The sequence below is a fragment of the Desulfitobacterium nosdiversum genome (genome assembly GCF_049860565.1).
Classification (GTDB): Bacteria; Bacillota; Desulfitobacteriia; order Desulfitobacteriales; family Desulfitobacteriaceae; genus Desulfitobacterium_A; species Desulfitobacterium_A nosdiversum.
Genome location: NZ_CP172056.1, coordinates 1,986,827 through 2,005,450 on the forward strand (window position 1 = coordinate 1,986,827; position 18,624 = coordinate 2,005,450).

The 18,624-nt window shown below is 44.8% G+C and carries 17 protein-coding genes, 1 pseudogene and 1 other annotated feature; of the genes and pseudogenes, 17 read left to right on the forward strand and 1 reads right to left on the reverse strand.

Going from position 1 to position 18,624, the window contains the following annotated elements; translation table 11 throughout:
- Positions 1-62 precede the first annotated feature (62 nt).
- On the forward strand, positions 63-2,327 hold the full coding sequence (locus ACHOLT_RS09495) for a cell wall-binding repeat-containing protein (RefSeq protein ID WP_425807551.1): 2,265 nt from the start codon (positions 63-65) through the stop codon (positions 2,325-2,327).
- 59 nt (positions 2,328-2,386) lie between these two features.
- Here the strand turns inward: ACHOLT_RS09495 and ACHOLT_RS09500 are convergent, their stop codons facing one another.
- Positions 2,387-3,703, reverse strand: coding sequence for a replication-associated recombination protein A (locus ACHOLT_RS09500; RefSeq protein WP_425807971.1), 1,317 nt, complete (start codon positions 3,701-3,703; stop codon positions 2,387-2,389).
- Positions 3,704-3,978: 275 nt separating this feature from the next.
- On the opposite strand from ACHOLT_RS09500, the gene ACHOLT_RS09505 reads away from it, so the two are divergent.
- From ACHOLT_RS09505 to ACHOLT_RS09580, 16 genes and pseudogenes are all read left to right on the forward strand, one after another.
- Positions 3,979-4,431 carry an RrF2 family transcriptional regulator gene (locus tag ACHOLT_RS09505; protein ID WP_425807553.1) on the forward strand — a complete coding sequence of 151 codons (453 nt, stop codon included), beginning with the start codon at positions 3,979-3,981 and terminating at the stop codon, positions 4,429-4,431.
- Positions 4,432-4,449: 18 nt separating this feature from the next.
- Positions 4,450-5,640 carry a cysteine desulfurase NifS gene (gene nifS, locus ACHOLT_RS09510; RefSeq protein ID WP_425807555.1) on the forward strand — a complete coding sequence of 397 codons (1,191 nt, stop codon included), beginning with the start codon at positions 4,450-4,452 and terminating at the stop codon, positions 5,638-5,640.
- A gap of 30 nt (positions 5,641-5,670) precedes the next feature.
- Complete coding sequence (gene nifU / locus ACHOLT_RS09515) at positions 5,671-6,045, forward strand: Fe-S cluster assembly scaffold protein NifU (protein ID WP_425807556.1); 375 nt, start codon at positions 5,671-5,673, stop codon at positions 6,043-6,045.
- Positions 6,002-7,189 carry a tRNA 2-thiouridine(34) synthase MnmA gene (mnmA, locus tag ACHOLT_RS09520; protein ID WP_425807558.1) on the forward strand — a complete coding sequence of 396 codons (1,188 nt, stop codon included), beginning with the start codon at positions 6,002-6,004 and terminating at the stop codon, positions 7,187-7,189. Before nifU ends, mnmA begins: the two co-directional genes overlap by 44 nt.
- Before the next feature lie 121 nt (positions 7,190-7,310).
- The gene (locus tag ACHOLT_RS09525; protein WP_425807560.1) at positions 7,311-7,805 is read left to right on the forward strand and encodes a PRC-barrel domain-containing protein; all 495 of its coding nucleotides are present in this window, start codon (positions 7,311-7,313) and stop codon (positions 7,803-7,805) included.
- Complete coding sequence (locus ACHOLT_RS09530; protein WP_425807562.1) at positions 7,802-7,999, forward strand: hypothetical protein; 198 nt, start codon at positions 7,802-7,804, stop codon at positions 7,997-7,999. Before ACHOLT_RS09525 ends, ACHOLT_RS09530 begins: the two co-directional genes overlap by 4 nt.
- A gap of 22 nt (positions 8,000-8,021) precedes the next feature.
- Positions 8,022-8,153, forward strand: coding sequence for a hypothetical protein (locus ACHOLT_RS09535; RefSeq protein ID WP_425807564.1), 132 nt, complete (start codon positions 8,022-8,024; stop codon positions 8,151-8,153).
- A 77-nt stretch (positions 8,154-8,230) separates the two neighbouring features.
- Positions 8,231-9,290: pseudogene (locus ACHOLT_RS09540) on the forward strand (AI-2E family transporter).
- A gap of 51 nt (positions 9,291-9,341) precedes the next feature.
- Positions 9,342-9,571: a binding site (T-box leader), on the forward strand.
- Between the two features lie 85 nt (positions 9,572-9,656).
- Complete coding sequence (alaS, locus tag ACHOLT_RS09545) at positions 9,657-12,287, forward strand: alanine--tRNA ligase (RefSeq protein WP_425807566.1); 2,631 nt, start codon at positions 9,657-9,659, stop codon at positions 12,285-12,287.
- 85 nt (positions 12,288-12,372) lie between these two features.
- Positions 12,373-12,615: an IreB family regulatory phosphoprotein gene (locus tag ACHOLT_RS09550; protein WP_425807973.1), complete on the forward strand. Its 243-nt coding sequence runs from the start codon at positions 12,373-12,375 to the stop codon at positions 12,613-12,615.
- Positions 12,616-12,681: 66 nt separating this feature from the next.
- Positions 12,682-13,647, forward strand: a complete 966-nt coding sequence (locus ACHOLT_RS09555; RefSeq protein WP_425807975.1) for an aldo/keto reductase — start codon at positions 12,682-12,684, stop codon at positions 13,645-13,647.
- A 252-nt stretch (positions 13,648-13,899) separates the two neighbouring features.
- Positions 13,900-14,313: a Holliday junction resolvase RuvX gene (gene ruvX / locus ACHOLT_RS09560; RefSeq protein WP_425807567.1), complete on the forward strand. Its 414-nt coding sequence runs from the start codon at positions 13,900-13,902 to the stop codon at positions 14,311-14,313.
- Between the two features lie 54 nt (positions 14,314-14,367).
- Positions 14,368-14,682 carry a DUF1292 domain-containing protein gene (locus ACHOLT_RS09565; RefSeq protein WP_425807568.1) on the forward strand — a complete coding sequence of 105 codons (315 nt, stop codon included), beginning with the start codon at positions 14,368-14,370 and terminating at the stop codon, positions 14,680-14,682.
- 193 nt (positions 14,683-14,875) lie between these two features.
- Positions 14,876-16,171, forward strand: a complete 1,296-nt coding sequence (locus ACHOLT_RS09570) for a VanW family protein (RefSeq protein ID WP_425807569.1) — start codon at positions 14,876-14,878, stop codon at positions 16,169-16,171.
- Between the two features lie 59 nt (positions 16,172-16,230).
- Complete coding sequence (gene mltG, locus ACHOLT_RS09575; RefSeq protein WP_425807572.1) at positions 16,231-17,238, forward strand: endolytic transglycosylase MltG; 1,008 nt, start codon at positions 16,231-16,233, stop codon at positions 17,236-17,238.
- A gap of 32 nt (positions 17,239-17,270) precedes the next feature.
- Positions 17,271-18,590 (forward strand): peptidase U32 family protein, encoded by a 1,320-nt coding sequence (locus ACHOLT_RS09580; protein ID WP_425807574.1) that lies wholly within the window; start codon positions 17,271-17,273, stop codon positions 18,588-18,590.
- Positions 18,591-18,624 lie beyond the last annotated feature (34 nt).

Consider the following 18,624-nt stretch of genomic DNA (forward strand, 5'->3'; position numbering starts at 1 on the left):
GTATGGCTTTGTAAATCTTGTTGAAAACAAAACAGAACTTATAGAAGGGGAGAATTAATTCGATGAGGAAACCTTCAAAAATACTCTTTTTAGTTATGGCTGCTGGTTTGGTGGTTGGGACCTTATTTCCCCCGGCTATAGCAAGTGCAAAAACGGACACAAGTAGTAATATTCCTGCTCCGGATCAGGTGGAAAGATTTGCGGGCAGTGATCGTTACTCAACCGCTGTGCAAATTTCCCAAAATGGATGGAAGCAAGCCGACGTAGCCGTTTTGTCCTCCGGAAACGATAAGAACCTGGTAGACGCCTTAACCGCCGCTCCTTTAGCCGCAGCCAAAAAGGCGCCTCTGCTTTTGACCCAAGGGGATGCTCTCAATAGTTCGACAAAGGCTGAACTGGCTCGTCTCGGTGTAAAGACGATCTATGTAACAAGTGGGCTTGGCGTTATCTCACAGGCAGTTCTTAATGAACTCATGATTATGAACATCGATGTGAAGCCTTTAGGTGGATCGGATCGCTTCGCAACATCAATCAATATTGCCAAAGAAGTAAATTCAGCCCCAAGTTCTTTGGTGGTGGCAACAGCATTCATTAACGCTGATGCTTTAGCAATAGCGTCTATCGCCGCGGCCCATCAATTTCCCATCGTTCTCACCAATCCTGAGTCGCTTACTGACTCAGTAAAGATTTATCTCGACAGTATTAAATCCGGAGTAAAGCAAACCTATGTTTTAGGCGGAGAAGGAGTGATCAGTGAAACAGTCAAAGCTTCTCTTCCTAATTCCAAACGATTGGCCGGTTCGGATCGTTTTGCAACCAATATCGCAATTCTGAAAGAGTTTGTCGGCGATTATAAGTACGATAAGATGTATCTTGCCAATGGAACAGACGAACATTTAGTAGATGCGCTGGCGGGTGCTCCTTTAGCCGCCTTGACTGCTTCGGGATTAATGCTGACCGATACAACAATGCCAGCCGCTTCGGCTGAATACGCTAAACTCAATTTATCTCCTAATATCGTGGCCTTGGGTGGCGAATCTGTCACACCTACAGCCTTGCTCACCGGTCTGGCACCATCTCTCGTCCTTGCGGATGATAATGCTGTACAAGGGTCTAGTGCATCTTCCAACCCAGATCAGTTAGCTGGATCTGTTAAGATTACCGGGAAAAATGTCACCTTTCAAGATACAACAGTAAGCGGAACCGTTTTCCTTGATCCTGGAACACAGGGAACTGCTGTTCTCAATAATGTCCAGGCAGAAAAGATCGTCATCCTTTCTGGTGATGCAAACGGTATCCGCCTCAATAATGTGACAACAGATCTGTTGATTGTCTCAAGTTCCAGTAAAGTAAAGATCGACTTGACAGGTTCTACACGAATCGAAAATATTCTCGTCAATTCTAGTGCAGTCCTCAATGCAGCCGGCGGAACTGCAGGTTCAGTTCGCTTAACCAACATTGTGAATCAAACACCTGATGTCGTTGTGCAACTATACGGAACTTTTCCAGGAAAAGTTGCCGTTGAAGCACCGATTACTTTGAAAGCAACCAATAACGCTGATCTTAGTAATGTCGAAATAATGCTGCCTAACAAAGATCAACAAGTGAACCTTGAAGGTGAGTTTGAAAAGGTTCAGGTAAGCAGTGAAGGAAAAATTAATCTCGCTTCTCTGACAACGATAAAAGAATTGGTAAGCAATGCTAAAGCAGACATTTCTGTTCCAACAGATTCGCGCATTATTAAATATACGGACAATGGCAAAAATGGTAAAAGCAATAGCGGAGGTACTGCCAATGGTTCGACGGGTGTTCCTGGTGTCAGCCGAATTACTGTGACCTGTGATGGTGATGGAACGGTTGTGAATGGCTATCCCCTTCAAATGAAGGCGACTATCATACCAAGCAATGCGGCAAATCAGGAGATTACTTGGTCTTCGCTGTTTATAATGGGTGGAAATGGAGTAATCAATCCAAATACTGGTTTGTTTATAGCAACTGAAGTGGGCTCTATCCGAGTTGTAGCTACTAATACGGCTTCAGGAGTTGTTGGGACGAAAGATATTACGGTTATTAATGCTTATCAAAAGGTACCCACAGAAAATTTAATGGGTATTGCACCAACAGCCTATGGAAAAAGCGATGGAAAGATTACCGGTACAACAAGCGCCATGGAATATAAGTTGTCAACTTCCTCAACTTGGACACGCGCAACAGCACCAGCCATCACGGACTTATCGGCAGGCGCTTACTTCGTAAGATATGCTGCCAAAAAAGGCTACAATGCCGGAACGCCCATAGTTGTCATAGTAGAAAACGGTCCCAAGTAATTCCCAGTAAAAGAGTCTCTTGCTGCTGCCTTTATAGATGGAACACGACCCAAGCCCATTCAAGATTTACTGGGATTTGAATTTCTTTTCCCGCGATTGCCATAGTCTTGCCCCATCCCCGACGGAGTATAAAAGCTTGTTCCCTCAATGCCATGAGGAAGATACTGCTGCTCAACCCAATGACCGGAGTAAGCATGAGGATAACGGTAGTCTTTGCCATGCTCCAGCTTCTTAGCTCCTAGATAATGGGAATCGCGTAAGTGTTGGGGAACCTCTCCCGTAGGATGTTTTCGTACATAGTCCAAGGCATTATCGATGGCCTCATAAGCGCTGTTGCTTTTCGGCGCAGTCGCAATAGCCAGAACAGCCTGAGCGATGGGAATGCGGGCTTCAGGCAGGCCAAGCCATTCTAAGGCATTGGCAGCTGCCTGAGCTTGCAGCATAACTTGGGGATCGGCTAACCCGACGTCTTCAGAAGCTTGAATGATGATCCTGCGGACGATAAAGCGGGGGTCCTCTCCGGATTCCAGCAGGACAGCCAGCCAGTAAAGTGCGGCGTCCGGGTCTGATCCGCGCATGCTTTTGATAAAAGCTGAAATAATATCATAATGGTTATCTCCGTTCTTATCAAAGTGCATCGCACGCTGCTGAATGGATTCCTCTGCAACTTCAAGCGTAATTTTGCGGGTACTATCCGTTGGGGGAGTTGTTAGGACGGCAAGTTCGAGAGCATTAAGCGCACGCCGTAAATCACCGTTGGCATAATTTAACCAGTGTTCCCATGCTTCGGGAGAGATTTCAACCTGGTATTGGCCTAAGCCGCGCTCTTTATCGGCTAAGGCTTGAACTAAACCTTGACGGAGTTCATCTGGGGACAAGGTTTTAAGCTGAAATAAGGTTGAACGGCTAAGCAAAGCAGAATTGATTTCAAAAAAAGGATTTTCTGTGGTTGCTCCGATAAAGGTAATTGTTCCGTTTTCAACTGCCGGCAGCAGTGCATCTTGTTGTCCTTTATTAAAGCGATGAACCTCATCACAAAAGACTAACGTTTTTTTCCCATAAAGGTGAAGCTGTTCAGTTGCAGTTTGGATAATTTCACGGATTTCTTTGACGCCGGAAGCAACCGCGTTAATCCGGATAAAGCTTGCGGAAGTGGCCTGAGCAATGACTTGGGCAAGCGAGGTTTTGCCGGTTCCCGGGGGACCATAGAGAATAAGTGAACGGATACGATCGGCTTCAATGGCACGGCGTAAAAGTTTGCCAGGCCCAAGAATATGTGTCTGCCCAATATATTCATCAAGTGTCCGCGGACGCATGCGATCTGCCAGCGGGGCAACCTGATTGGGGTTAAATGCTGCTGAAAAAAGATTATCCATTTTTTGTTCCTTTCTAATCACTAGAAAGCGATTTAATAATTCCATTTAATTCATCCCATTTAATTTAGTATAGCGATTCTTAGGTCTAAAGCAAAGTCTTCGAAGACATATATAACGGCTTCTTTAAAGGGATAAAAATATTATAAAAATTTTTTAAATCTTATTAAAATAGTGGGGATTTATGTTGACAAATCCCCACTATTTTAATAAGATATGGATGATCTTAGAAATAGTAATCCCAACCCAAGGCATGGAGAGGAAAAGAGGTGGGTATATTGAAGCTTTCAACTCGAGGACGCTATGGTGTAAAGGTAATGTTTGACTTGGCTCAACATGCCGGTGAAGGGCCGATTGCCTTAAAAAGCATAGCTGAACGCCAAGGACTGTCTGAGCACTATCTAGAGCAGTTAGTCTCCGGTTTGCGTAAAGCGGGTCTGGTTCAAAGCATTCGAGGAGCCCAAGGTGGATATGTGTTGGGGAGAGAGGCGGATAAAATCCGAGTTGGAGATATTATTCGCGTTCTTGAAGGGCCTATTGCGCCGGTTGACTGTGTATCAGAGGAAGATCCAGAGTGTTGCCAAAAAGCAGAGTTTTGCGTAACGCGAACCATCTGGGAGAAAGTTCGAGATTCGATTGCAGATGTGCTCGACTCAATTACTCTGGAAGACATGGTTCAGGATGCGAATAAGAAGGAATCTGAACGCAGTTTTGACATGTATTATATTTAATTTTTAGGAGGAATAGATATGAGAAGAGTCTATATGGATCATAGTGCAACAACACCTGTTGATCCTGAAGTTGCTCAGTTAGTGATGACATACTACACCGAAAAGTATGGAAATCCGTCCAGTGTCCATAGTTTTGGTCAAGAGGCTAAAGAAGGCTTAGAAAAAGCGAGAGAGCAAGTTGCAGCTTTGATTGGAGCGCAGCCTTCGGAAATCACCTTTACCAGCGGCGGAACCGAGGCGGATAATATGGCGATCTTCGGTACTGCAGAAGCTCAGAAGAAAAAGGGCAAGCACATTATCACCTCTGCGGTAGAACACCATGCTGTTTTGGATTCCTGCGGGTACTTAGCAAAAAATGGCTACGACTTGACGGTTATTCCTGTTGATGAAGAAGGATTTGTTAATCCCCAAGATATTGAAAAGGCAATTCGCCCTGATACCATTTTAATTTCGATTATGCATGCGAATAATGAAGTGGGAACAATTCAACCGATTGCTGAAATCGGAAAAATTGCTAAGGAAAAGGGGGTAATTTTCCACGTTGATGCGGTTCAATCGTTAAGCAAAGTACCTATTGATGTTAAAACGATGAATATTGATCTGCTTACCATTTCGAGCCATAAGATTTATGGACCGAAAGGAGTCGGCGCCCTTTACATCCGTAAAGGGGTTAGACTTTTACCTCGAATCCATGGCGGCGGTCAGGAGAAAAAACGCCGCTCAGGAACTGAAAACCTGCCTGGCATCGTAGGCTTCGGCAAAGCCTGTGAACTCGCCGGCGAACGGATGAATGCTGAAATTGAAAGATTAAAAGTCCTCAGAGATAAACTTTTAGACGGAATTGTTGAGCGGATTGATTATGTTAAAGTCAACGGTCCGCGCGGGGACAAACGCCTTGCCAATAACGTTAATGTCAGCATTCTCTATGTTGAAGGGGAATCTCTTCTCCTAAGCTTAGATATGATGGGGATTGCGGCATCCAGTGGATCGGCCTGCACCTCAGGCTCGCTTGATCCGTCTCATGTTCTTTTGGCCATGGGCCTTAAACATGAGGTTGCCCATGGTTCCTTGCGTTTCTCATTAGGGAAACAAAATACCGAAGAGGATATCGACTATGTTCTCGAACAACTTCCGAAAATAGTTGAGCGGCTGAGGATGATGTCTCCGCTCTATGATAAACTTCTTCATGACACAGCCAAGGCACAATAAGAGATTGCCATTTAAGGAGAGTGAAACAAAATGTATACACAAAAAGTAATGGATCATTTTACTAATCCCCGTAATGTGGGTGAAATTCCAAACGCTAACGGTATCGGTGAAGTTGGAAATGCTGTATGCGGCGATATCATGCGTATTTACCTTGATATTGATGGGGATATTATTAAAGACGTCAAATTTAAAACCTTTGGTTGTGGCGCAGCTGTCGCCACAAGCAGCATGGTTACTGAGATGGTCAAAGGAAAAACGATTGAAGAAGCTTTGGTAATCAGCAATGCAGCTGTCGCCGAAGCCTTGGACGGACTTCCACCGCAAAAAATGCATTGTTCAAACTTAGCAGCGGATGCTTTGCATGCAGCTATTAAAGATTACTACGAAAAACAACAACAAAAATAAGGAATTGGAAAAATTTATGACACTTACCCATAAAAAAAAGGTAGTGGTCGGAATGAGCGGCGGTGTGGATAGTTCCATGGCCGCCGCTTTGCTCAAAGAAGAAGGATATGAAGTGATCGGTATTACCCTTCAGATTTGGCCCTCGGCAGGTCCTGATGTTGAAGGAGGGTGCTGCTCTATCTCAGCGATCGATGATGCGCGCCGGGTTTCGCAGCAATTGGGAATACCGCATTATGTTCTCAATTTTCGATCCTACTTTGAAGAAAATGTAATTCAATATTTTACAGAGTCCTACTTTAGCGGCGAAACGCCGAATCCCTGCGTAATGTGCAATCGGATCGTCCGCTGGGGAGAGATGCTTCATAAGGCTCAGGGTTTAGGGGCAGACTATATTGCAACCGGGCATTATGCTCAAGTGGTTCAGGCTCCGGAGAGCGGACGGTATTTGCTTAAACGCCCTGTGGATACTTGGAAGGATCAGACGTATATGCTCTATACCCTGACTCAGGAACAGCTGAAGCATACCTTGTTTCCTTTGGCCGGCTATAAAAAAGAGCATATTCGGGAGATGGCCGAAGAACGCGGATTAATTCGGGTCGCTCGTAAACCGGACAGTCAGGAAATTTGTTTTATTCCAAACAATGACTACGTTTCGTTTTTGCAGGAAAAAGCGGGAGAAAGAATTAAGCCTGGAAATTTTGTGGACAAGCAAGGCCATATTCTTGGCAGGCATCAAGGAATTGTTCACTATACCGTAGGGCAACGTAAAGGACTGGGAATCACGTTTGGCAAACCGATGTTTGTTGTCGGTTTTAATATTGACCGTAATGAGGTCGTTTTAGGAGAAGATCCGGAGATATTTAGCGATTCTCTTTATGCGACGGATCTTAACTGGATGGCTGTTGAAGAGGTGAAAGAATCCTTGAAGGTCAGCGCTAAAATCCGATACAAGGCTCCGTTAGCGCCGGCTGCGATTTATCCGGTAGAACACCCTGAACAGATTAAAGGCGCGATCGGGCCGTGCGTAAAAGTTAATTTTGAAACACCGCAGCGTGCGATTACTCCAGGACAAGCCATTGTCTTTTATGATGGAGATCGGGTGATTGGTGGAGGTAAGATTATTACTGATCCTAGAGGAATTTAAAGCCTAAGGGATTAAATCAGAATTTTTCTTACCCCCTTATTTTTTTATAATTTTTATAAAATGAATGAAATGCTTCGACTTCGGGAAGAGTAGAAAAGAACTATTTTGTCAGGAGGAAAATATGAGGCGTGCCAGAGATATCATTGGCTTACCCGTTTTGAGCCTTAAAAGCGGTGATCCGATCGGCTGGGTTCAGGATGTTGTATTTGATCCAAAAGATCAAAAGGTCAATGGGATGATCTTGGAAAACGGACATCTTTTTCATTCCTCAAAAGGGCTTCCACGCAGCGCAATTGACGCTGCCGGGAAGGATGCTCTTATCGTAAAAGACAATGTAGTTCAAGATATTATAGGAATTAAGTGGTCTGAAAAAGTGGGGAACCAAGTCTTTACCCAAGGCGGGGAAGCAAGGGGAACGATTCAAGACGTCTTTCTTGACGATTCGGCCGATCGCATTGTGGGGTTTGAAGTCTCAGATGGTCTTTTTTCTGATGTACTCCAGGGTCGAGGCGCGATTCTACAGGAAAATGTCATGGTAGATGGGAAGGATGTCTTAATTGTTGACGATCAAGTATCCCCCTGGGACCATGGAAAAGAAGGGGGTTTACTATCATGATTTGTCCGGTTTGCGCAGGGCGGTCGATCGGTAAAGTGGGAGTAGATCAGTATTACTGCTGGGATTGCTGTGTTGAATTTTCCAGTCAAACTGACAAGGTCGTGATTTACGATCTGGCAGAGGATGGTTCATTAGTTGCTTGGGAAGATCCGATCTCTAATATTGGAATTGCTGAAGAAGCAGCCTTAGAGTAAATTAAAAAAGGAGGGATGAGCCTTGAAGTCAGGACGAATGGTAAGCAGTATGGTTGCAGGAGGTCTTTTGGGTGCAGCTCTTGGTTATTTAGCTCGCCCGCGAAATAAAACCATGTCTCTGATGCGTAAGGGATTACGAAGGGTTAAGTGGTGAGTCTCTCTTTTAAAAAATAATTGAAATTAAGCGCGCTTTGCCGCGCTTTTTTATTTCATTCTGAAGGAGAGGGTTGCTTGAAAAAGGAAAATTACCGTTGGCTTTTTATCTCTCTCATCATATTCTTCAGTATTGTGCTCTTAATTCTTGTAAAGCCGATACTCGGCCCATTTTTGCTGGCCTTTGCCCTTGCTTACTTATTAAGCCCGATTGTCGTTGCATTAGAAAAAAAGGGAATGAGTCGTCGATGGGCTATCGCTTGTGTTTTTATAGGGATTATCCTTCTGCTGGGGACTACCCTTTTTCTCATTTTGCCTAAGCTTTATATTGAACTCTCTAAACTTGCTTTGGTTCTGCCTAATACAATGCAAGAGATGGATCGCTATATTCAAAATTTCCGAGCCAATTTTCGTTCAACAGGTCTGCCGAGTCAGGTGGCTGTGGTGCTGGACGAGCATCTTGGGCCAAGGGGAGATCTTTCTTGCCCAAAAACTTCAGAACTTTCTCAAAAGACTGCCGGAAACGTTGGCCTCGCTCAGCTTGTTTATTCTCTCACCAGTCATTGCCATCTATTTTTTAGCCGATTGGGAGCGTTTAAAAAAAGGCTGCTTTCGTCTTGTTCCGCAGCGATATCGCCTAGAGTGGCAGCGTGTTCTGCAGGATATCAATCATGTTGTCCGGCGGTTTATTCGGGGAGATCTCATTGTTGCTGTGATTGTGGGCATTTTATCCGGAGTAGGAGTTATGCTCATCGGAATGGACTATGCCCTCTTGATTGGGCTGCTCTGCGGTGTGTTTGATTTGATCCCCTATTTTGGTCCGGTTATCGGTGCAGTTCCCTCAATTATGCTGGGCTTAATCAAATCGCCGATGATGGGCTTAAAAATTGCGGTTGTTATTTTACTTGTCCAACAGCTGGAAAGCAACGTTATTTCACCAAAACTCATGGGAGACAGCGTAGGACTTCATCCGCTATGGATTGTTTTTGTCCTTTTAGCCGGCGGAGAGTTAGCCGGTTTTTGGGGGATGCTGTTTGCTGTTCCCTTGGCTGCAGTCCTTCGCGTCATTTTACGGCATATTTATTTCCGATTGGTATCCCCGGAACTGCCTTCCGGGAATAAGGATCCTGTCAGTTGACAAATTACCCTAATTTCCTCTATACTTTAAATTCAGGGAGAATTGTTTTTACATAAACCGATGAGGAAACAAGTAATATTTTTCCTTTTTTCAGAGAGGCTTCAGGGGATGCAAGAAGCTATGAGGGAGAATATGAAGGCTATTTCCGAGGGCAAGCAAAACTTGACGAGAGCACGCGTTATGTGCATTGACAGACGACCTGTCTCGAAGCGACCCCATTATTGATAAGATATTGATAAGGGGTAAGCAGGGTGGTACCACGGTTAGATCCCGTCCCTGATTTTAGGGGCGGGTTTTATTTTTTTGCTTACGCCAAGTTTTATGTCCGCAATGCTGAACCATAAACAGGGAGGTAAAGTATTAAGTATGTACACTGGTAACGAATTGCGAGAGATGTTTCTAAAATTTTTTGAATCAAAAGGGCATAAAAGACTGCCGAGTGCGTCCTTAATTCCGAAGGATGATCCGACACTGCTCTTAACGGTTGCGGGGATGGTTCCGTTTAAACCCTATTTTATGCGTAAAGTTGAGCCTCCATTTCCACGGGCAACAACAGCACAAAAATGTGTACGAACTCCTGACCTTGAATCTGTGGGGATAACAGCGCGCCATCATACCTTTTTCGAAATGCTCGGCAACTTCTCCTTTGGCGATTATTTTAAAAGTGAAGTCATCCCTTGGGCTTGGGAATATGTGGCTGAGGTCTTAAAAATACCGGTAGAAAAGCTCTGGATTACGGTTCATCCGGAAGACGAAGAAGCGAGAAAACTTTGGATGGAGAAGGCGGGAGTTCAAGCTGAGCGGATCCTGAATGACCCTGAAAACTTATGGGCGGCCGGCCCTGTGGGTCCCTGCGGTTACTGTTCGGAAATCTATGTCGATCTTGGAGTCGAACGCGGCTGCGGTAAGCCGGATTGCGCCGTAGGATGCGACTGTGACCGTTTTCTGGAAATCTGGAATCTTGTATTCATGCAATACAACCGGGACGAAAATGGAATGCTTACCCCCCTTCCCAAACAAAATATTGATACCGGCATGGGCCTTGAGCGAATTGCGGCAGTTATGCAAGGCGTAGCCACGAATTTTGATACCGATCTTTTCCGTCCTATTATCGATAAGGTTGCAGAATTGGCCGGAGTTCAATATCATGTGGATGCGAAGACAGATGTTGCTTTAAAAGTTGTAGCTGACCATACACGTGCTGTTTCCTTTATGCTATCCGATGGAATTCGCCCGGGAAGCGACGGCAGAGGCTATGTTCTGCGTCGGATTTTACGGCGTGCGATCCGTTATGCTCGTTTGCTGGGTATTGATAAACCATTCCTTGAAACCGTATTTAAAATCATCCAAAGGGATTACGGACATCATTATCCTGAACTCACGGAAAATGAGAACTTCATTTTGAACCATCTCCGTTTGGAAGAAAAGAACTTCCAAGCAACACTGGAACAAGGAACTCAGCTCCTGCAGGATAAAGTGAAGAGTCTGCAGGAAGCGGGAGAAACCGTTTTAAGCGGAGCAGATGCCTTTTATCTCTATGAGACCTATGGTTTCCCGGTTGAGCTGACCGAAGAAATGCTTGCTGAACAAGGATTAACCGTCGATATGGCAAGCTATGAAACAGCAGCTGAAGAGCACCGCCGCTTAGCGAAGGAACAATCCCAGCAAATGCGGGCTGTTCAGGAAAGCGCTGCAATCGGTGAAAGAGCAAAAGCGCTGGGTACAACCCAGTTCGATGGATATGAAGTCCTTGAGGAAAAGGTTAAAATTGAAGCGTTGTTTATGAATGGGGAAGAGGTTCAAGAAGTTGCCGAAGGAGACGAGGTCCTTTGCTTCTTATCTCAAACTCCCTTCTATGCTGAAAGCGGCGGACAGGTTGCCGATCAGGGAATTTTGCGGACCGCTCGGGCCGAAGCTAAAATTACCGAAGTTAAAAAAGGGGTTACAGGAACCGTTTATCATAAGCTGATAGTAACCCAAGGAATTCTTCATACAGGAGAAAGCGGAGATGCGATCGTTGATGTTGAAGCCAGAAAGGCGACAGCACGTCACCATAGTGCGACCCACCTCCTTCAAAAGGCATTGCGTTCCGTTTTAGGGGAGCATGTCCAGCAAGCAGGATCTTTGGTAACACCGGAACGTCTTCGTTTTGACTTCACGCACTTCCATGCTCTGACTGAGGATGAAATCCGGAGAGTTGAGGAACAACTGAACCGTGCTGTTTTAGCAAACTATCCTGTTTCGACGGAACAAATGGGAATCGAGGACGCTAAAAACAGCGGCGCGACTGCTCTCTTCGGCGAGAAATACGGCGATGTTGTACGGGTCGTTTCCATGGGAGATTACTCCAAAGAACTTTGCGGCGGTACCCATGTTCGGGCAACCGGAGATATTGGCTTAGTGAAGATTCTGTCCGAAGGCGGAATTGGAGCAGGATTGCGGCGGATTGAAGCCGTCGCAGGACTTCAGGCTTTGGACTATGTTCGGAATCAGGATGCTCAGCTTTTGGAATTGGCACAACTCCTTAAAGCCCAGCCTTCCGATCTCACGAAACGGATTCAAGGACTTGTAGCGCAAGTTCGTGACTTGGAAAAAGAACTCCAGCAACAGAATGCCAAAATGGCCAAGTTTGAAGTTGAGGGCTTATTGCAGCGTGTTACCGATGTTGACGGAGTATCTGTTTTGGCAGCAGCGGTTCATACGCCGGATATGGATGGGTTGCGCAATATGGCGGATCTTCTGCGTGACAAAGTGAAATCTGGGGTTATTGTTTTAGGTGCAGCGGTTGAAGGAAAAGTAAATTGGGTTACTGCAGTTAACCCAACAGGTTTAAGCGGGCTGCATGCGGGGCAGATTATTAAGGAAGTCGCGAAGATTACCGGGGGTGGCGGAGGAGGCCGGCCGGATATGGCTCAAGCCGGCGGTAAAGATTCCTCTAAACTTGGAGAAGCTCTGGATCAAGTCCCGAGAATTATCCAAAGTTTCCTTAAAAAATAAAGGAAAATAGGACTAAATAGAGAATACTTCTCTTAAATAAAGTCGTAGAGTTGTTGCGAAAGGGGGAACGCTCGTGGATAGCCATATGGAAGAAACAATGATGTTTCGTTCTCAAGGAGGGGAAACTTCACCTCGTGAAATTTTAGAAAATGTTTACACTGCATTGCAAGAAAAAGGATATGATCCAATAAACCAACTGGTGGGGTATCTGATGTCTGGAGATCCCGTATACATCACAAGTTATAATCAAGCGCGCTCCCAAATTCGTAAATTGGAACGCTACGAATTATTAGAGGAACTTGTTCGAGCTTATTTAGAAAAGAAGTAGATTTTACAGCCGCCCTCACAGCTAAACCTGTGGGGGCTTTGTTTCAGCGGCGGTTTAAGGAGTGTTATTGTGCAACAGGTTAAATTAGGCTGGAATGGACCGATGGTTTCGGAAGTCTGTTTCGGCAGTCTGGCTGTTTCTCCCCTGCAAGGACGTGTGACCTTTGAAGAAGGTGTCGATGTCATGCGTTACGCTTTTGAACGGGGAGTTAACATTATTGATACGGCTGAGATCTATGCGAACTATGATCAGATTAAGGCAGCTCTGCAAAACTTTCCTGAGGTTCGCGTCATCAGTAAGTCATATGCCGTGACAGCACAAGAGATGGTTCAAAGCATAGAGAAAGCGCGCAAAGGCCTAAATAGGGATGTAATAGACTACTTTATGTTGCATGAACAGGAGAGTGCTTTAACTTTAAAGGGACATCATGAAGCTTGGGAAGAGCTTTTAAAGGCCAAAGAAAAAGGGATGATTCGGGGGATTGGAATTTCCACGCATGCCGTGGCCGGGGTCAGAGGCGGAGCGCTTCAGCCGGGACTCGACGTCATTCATCCGATTATCAATAAAGCCGGACTGGGGATTATTGACGGATCACTCCAGGATATGCTGGAGGCTATTGCATTTGCAGCGGAAATGGGTTTGGGTATGTATGCGATGAAAATCTTTGGCGGCGGGCATCTGGCAAAAGCCCCCGAAGAGGCGATTGACTTTGTTCGGAGTATTCCGGGGATTCAAGGAATGGCTTTGGGAATGTCGACACGAGAGGAAGTCGATTTTAATCTTAACTATATCGAAGGAAAGCCGATTTCGGAGGATTTACGGCAGACCGTAAAATATCGCGAGCGCAAGCTCTATATTGCAGACTGGTGTCAAGGCTGCGGACGTTGTGTGGAAATCTGTCCGCAAGGTGCTCTTTCGATGAGTGTACAGCGTGAAGGTTGCGGAGAACAGGCCGAGGTTGATCCTGCTTCCTGTGTTCTCTGCGGATATTGCGGGCGGGTTTGTCCGCATTTTTGTTTGAAGATAGTGTAAGAGGTAGGTTCTTGCATAGCTATTCACTTAGTCGCTTCGGGGTTAGCGTATTGGCTTCCGTAGCAGCTTCGCCAAACCTTAGGGTAATACCTGAAGTGAACCACTGGCTACGCTAAGCTACGAAAGCTTCATACGCTTAACCACCCCTCCGCGAAAATCGTTCATATCTATGCGAGAACCTACGTTACTAGTTGTTTAGGTATTTTGGGGTTAGAATATAATGTATTGGAAATTTTCAAAGGATGTGCATTGATGCGGATTATGGGATTGGATTTTGGAGAGAGAACGATTGGCGTGGCAGTGAGTGATGAACTGCTGTGGACGGCTCAGGGGATTAAGACAATCCGCCGCTCAAAGAGCGAGCTTGAAGAGCTGGCTGAGATCATTAATCAATATGATGTTCAAGAAATTGTCCTGGGTTACCCAAAAAATATGAATGGAACTTTGGGACCTAGGGCAGAATTAACAGTAGAGTTTTCCGAAATCCTGCAAGAGAAATTTCATTTACCGGTAAAGCTCTGGGATGAACGGCTCAGCACTGTAGCGGCCCAGCGTTCTTTGATCGAAGCGGACGTGTCGCGCGCTAAAAGAAAAAAAGTCATTGATAAAATGGCAGCTGTTTTTATTTTGCAAGGATACCTTGACCATCGCCAACGGAAAATTTGACAATCATTACCCCTAGGAGTACAATGACACTATCTGAAATAAGAGGTGAATTGAATGACTGACCATCACCACGATTGTGGTCACGACCACGACCATGATGCCGAAGAATTTGACACTATTATCCTGACGGATGATGAGGGCCACGATCATGAATTTCTTCATCTAGATACTCTAGAAGTTGAGGGCTCTACATATTTTGTTTTGATGCCGATCTCTGATCAAGAATCTGAAGATGAAGAAGCCGATGAAGCTATTATTCTGAAGCTCGGCCGTGATCAAGATGGCAATGAAATGCTTCTCGACATCGAAGATGATGAAGAATGGGAAAAAGTTGCTGATGCTTGGGAGAACATGGAAGACGAAGAATAGTTCCGTAAACAAGACTATCCAGTTGAATGAGAAACTCGCTTGAAAGTTAAGCGAGTTTTTTCTTGTTCTAGTTCGAATTTCGGGTTATTTTCGAGTTGATTTGCAGATGCTAATCATGTTTAATCCTATTTAGAAGAGCTAATCCTAAATAGAGAAGAAGTTCTTCAGGAGAGTGCGGGGAGGACCGGAGTGTATGAGAATGTTATCTATCCTAATTATCATTGCCACCCTGCTAGTCACACCTGGGTGTACTCCGGGGATCTGGAATAGTAGCCAAGTTCCTTCAGTAGACAGCCAAAGTCAAAGGAGCCTTCGCGAAGGGACTTTTTTAGATGATTTGGATTTATCCGGCCTTAAGGTTCAAGAAGTAAAAGATAAAATTAAGAGCTGGGAAGAGGACAAGCTAGCACAAAATTTGCTCTTAGTGTACAATAAAACGGAGATTCCCGTGATGCGCAAAGAATTAGGAATCTCGTTGGATTTTGAAAAGATTTGGGCTCAACTTTGGACAGCTCAGGGACAGCGGACGGCGAGCTCTTTAAAAGTCGATACTGTTCAAGCTCACCAGATGCTGCATGAAAAGTTAGCTCAATTTAATCAAGCGGCAGTTGATGCGAGCTATACTATTGAAAATAATCAATTTATTATTAAACCCGCAGTTCCCGGCCGTGTGGTACAGGAAGATTCCATCCTTGAACAATTCCAGAATCGCTCATTTACAGATTTGCCAGGTCAAATCGAGGTCTCGGCAGCAGAGGTTCCTGCAGCACAAACAACGGAACAGCTTCAGACTTTAGCTTTTGATGGAATCATTGGGGAGTATACGACACGGTTTAACGCAAAGGATGAAAACCGATCCACTAATTTAACGCTGGCTGCCAATAAGATGGACAAGACCTTGCTTAAGCCTGGAGACACTCTTTCCTTTAATCAAACGGTAGGACAGAGGACTCCTGAATCAGGTTATAAGGATGCTTATGTTATTATCAATAACGAATATGTACCAGGAGTCGGCGGCGGAATCTGCCAAGTTTCCTCAACGCTTTACAGTGCGGCGGTTTTAGCCAATTTGCCTATTGTTGAGCGATACCCTCATGCAATGGCCATTTCCTATATTCCACTTGGACAGGATGCAACTGTAAATTATCCTGATTTGGATTTAAAATTTAAAAACAATACGGCTTCGTTCATCTATATTCGGACTGAAGTAAAACCGGGTATTTTAACGATTCGCCTTTATGGAAAAAAGACGGGTAAAACGGTCCGCTTTGAACAGCAGATTGAAAAAGAGACAGATTTTCAAACGATTAGACGTATCGATCCGAACCTTTCTCCGGGCCAGGTTGTCCAGGACCAGGCGGGCTATAAAGGATATACGGTTAAAACGTATCGTATTATCAAGGATAGTTCGGGAGCACTGGATAAGCAGTTATTAACTCAAGATGAATATGCCCCCACACCGAAGATATTAAGAATAGGAGCCGATTGAATACGAGAGAAGGGATAGATATAGGTTTTTTCGGTATGATTAATAAGAGAGAGTGGGCCATGGGGAGATTGAAGATCGGGATAATCGCTTTGATTATCCTTTTATCACTTACGACCTTAGGCGGCGGCGTATGGTGGTCTTGGGCCACACAAGCCTATTCTAAACAAGATACGACTGAGATGATTGCAATTACTCCGGGTATGACAGCCAATCAAGTTGGAATGGAATTAGAGCGCAGGCATATCATTCGCAGTGCCCGGGCTTTTAGCATTTTAGCCGGTCAACTCCATACTGATTCCAAACTTTATGCAGGTGAGTATTTTCTTTCAACTCAAATGAGTCCGCGAGAGATTCTTAATGAATTGTTTCAGGGACCTGAGTTTGCGGCTATTCGTGTGACTATCCCTGAGGGGTATACGACAGAGCAAATTGTGAATCTTTTGGTTCAGAAGGGAATAGGCACAAAAGAAGAGTACGCAAAAGTTATCGCTTCCGATGTTTTTTCGTATGCCTTTTTACAGGGAATTCCTCAAGATAAGCACCGGTTGGATGGTTTTCTATTTCCGGATACTTATTTTCTGAATAAGAAAGCAACTCCTCATGCGGTAATTGATCTTATGCTGCAAAGATTTCAAAAAGAAGTCACCCCCGATGTGGAAAGCCAGTTGAAGGAGATGAAACTTTCTTTGCGGAATTGGGTTAACCTCGCTTCTCTGGTTGAAAAAGAAGCACTAAAACAAACCGATCGCCCGATCATCGCGGGGGTTTTCATGAATCGGCTTGAGAGCAATATGCCTTTACAATCCTGTGCATCGATCCAATATATTCTGGGTACACCTAAAGCAAAGCTTTATGATAAAGATCTCCAAATTCAATCTCCGTATAATACGTATCTTCATAACGGATTGCCGCCGGGACCGATTGCCAGTCCTGGACATGCCTCTTTAGAGGCTGCTCTCCATCCGGCGAAGACGGATTACTTTTATTTTGTCGCCAAACCGGATGGTTATCATGCTTTTGCGAAGACGTTCAGCGAGCATTTAGCAAATCAGAAAAAATACCAATAGAAAATATCTTAAGATTTGAGTGGAGTTTTAAAATGATTGATGAAAAGATGGCAAAACCACAAAAGCCGGAACTGTTAGCACCCGCAGGCGATTTTGAAAAACTGAAATATGCCCTGGCTTATGGAGCAGATGCCGTTTATGTTGGGGGATCAGCTTATGGCCTTCGCGCCTATGCCGGTAATTTTGGCCCCGAGGAATTAAAAAATGCGATTGAGTACACGCATCAAGCGGGGAAAAAAATATATATTGCGGTTAACATCTTTGCTCATGAAGAAGACTTTGAGGGAATGGCAGAATATCTTCAACAATTGGAATCTTGGGGCGCAGATGCGGCAATCGTCTCTGATCCCGGAATTGTTGCTTTAGCTCAGGAAGTTGCTCCGAAACTTCCTTTGCATTTAAGTACTCAAGCGAATAATACGAATTCGCTGAGCATGCGTTTTTGGCTGAAACAGGGCATTGAGCGAATTGTTTTAGCTCGTGAGCTAACAGCATCTGAAATTGAAAAGGTTCGTAGAAATGTTCCTGGGGAGCTCGAAATGTTTGTCCATGGCGCGATGTGCATGTCCTATTCCGGCCGCTGCTTGCTTTCAAATTACCTTACTGGGCGGGATGCAAATCACGGGGAATGTACGCAGCCATGCCGCTGGAGCTACGGTTTAGTTGAAGAGAAGCGTCCTGACGAGGTCTTCCCGATTGAGGAAGATGAACGAGGAACCTATGTCTTTAACTCTCACGATTTATGCTTGCTGCCGCATTTGCCGCTTCTTAAGACTATCGAAATTGACAGCTATAAGATTGAAGGGCGGATGAAAAGCGTCCATTATGTTGCCTGTAATGTCAAAGCATACCGCGCAGGCATTGATGTGTTATGGGAACAGGGGGAAGACGCGTTCCAAGCCAAGCTTCCGAATTGGCTGGCAGAAATGGATAAGGTAAGCCACCGCGATTATTCTACAGGCTTCCTTTTTGGGAAACCAGGTGCAGATGCCCATAATCTGGAGACATCTCATTATATTCGCGAATATGATTTCGTTGGGGTAGGAGTTTCAAAGGAAGAGTTGAAAAATGCTGAGCCTGATTTCGAACCAGAAGAAAGCAGTATCGGTTATTGGGTTGAACAACGGAACTATTTCAGGAAAGGGGATACAATCGAAGTACTTACGCCGGATGATGAACCTTGGATATTTGAAGTAAAGCAGATGTGGGATATGGACGGTGAGCCTGTGGAAGTAGCCAACCATGCCAAGCAAATCCTACGATTAGAGCTGCCGCAGCCCTTACCCAAATTCAGTATTCTTAGAAAGAGAAGAAGTTTAAAGGTAATCGGGGAAACTAAAAAGACAGATTGAGATTATTTAATAATTAGAGAGGGATGAAGTTTCA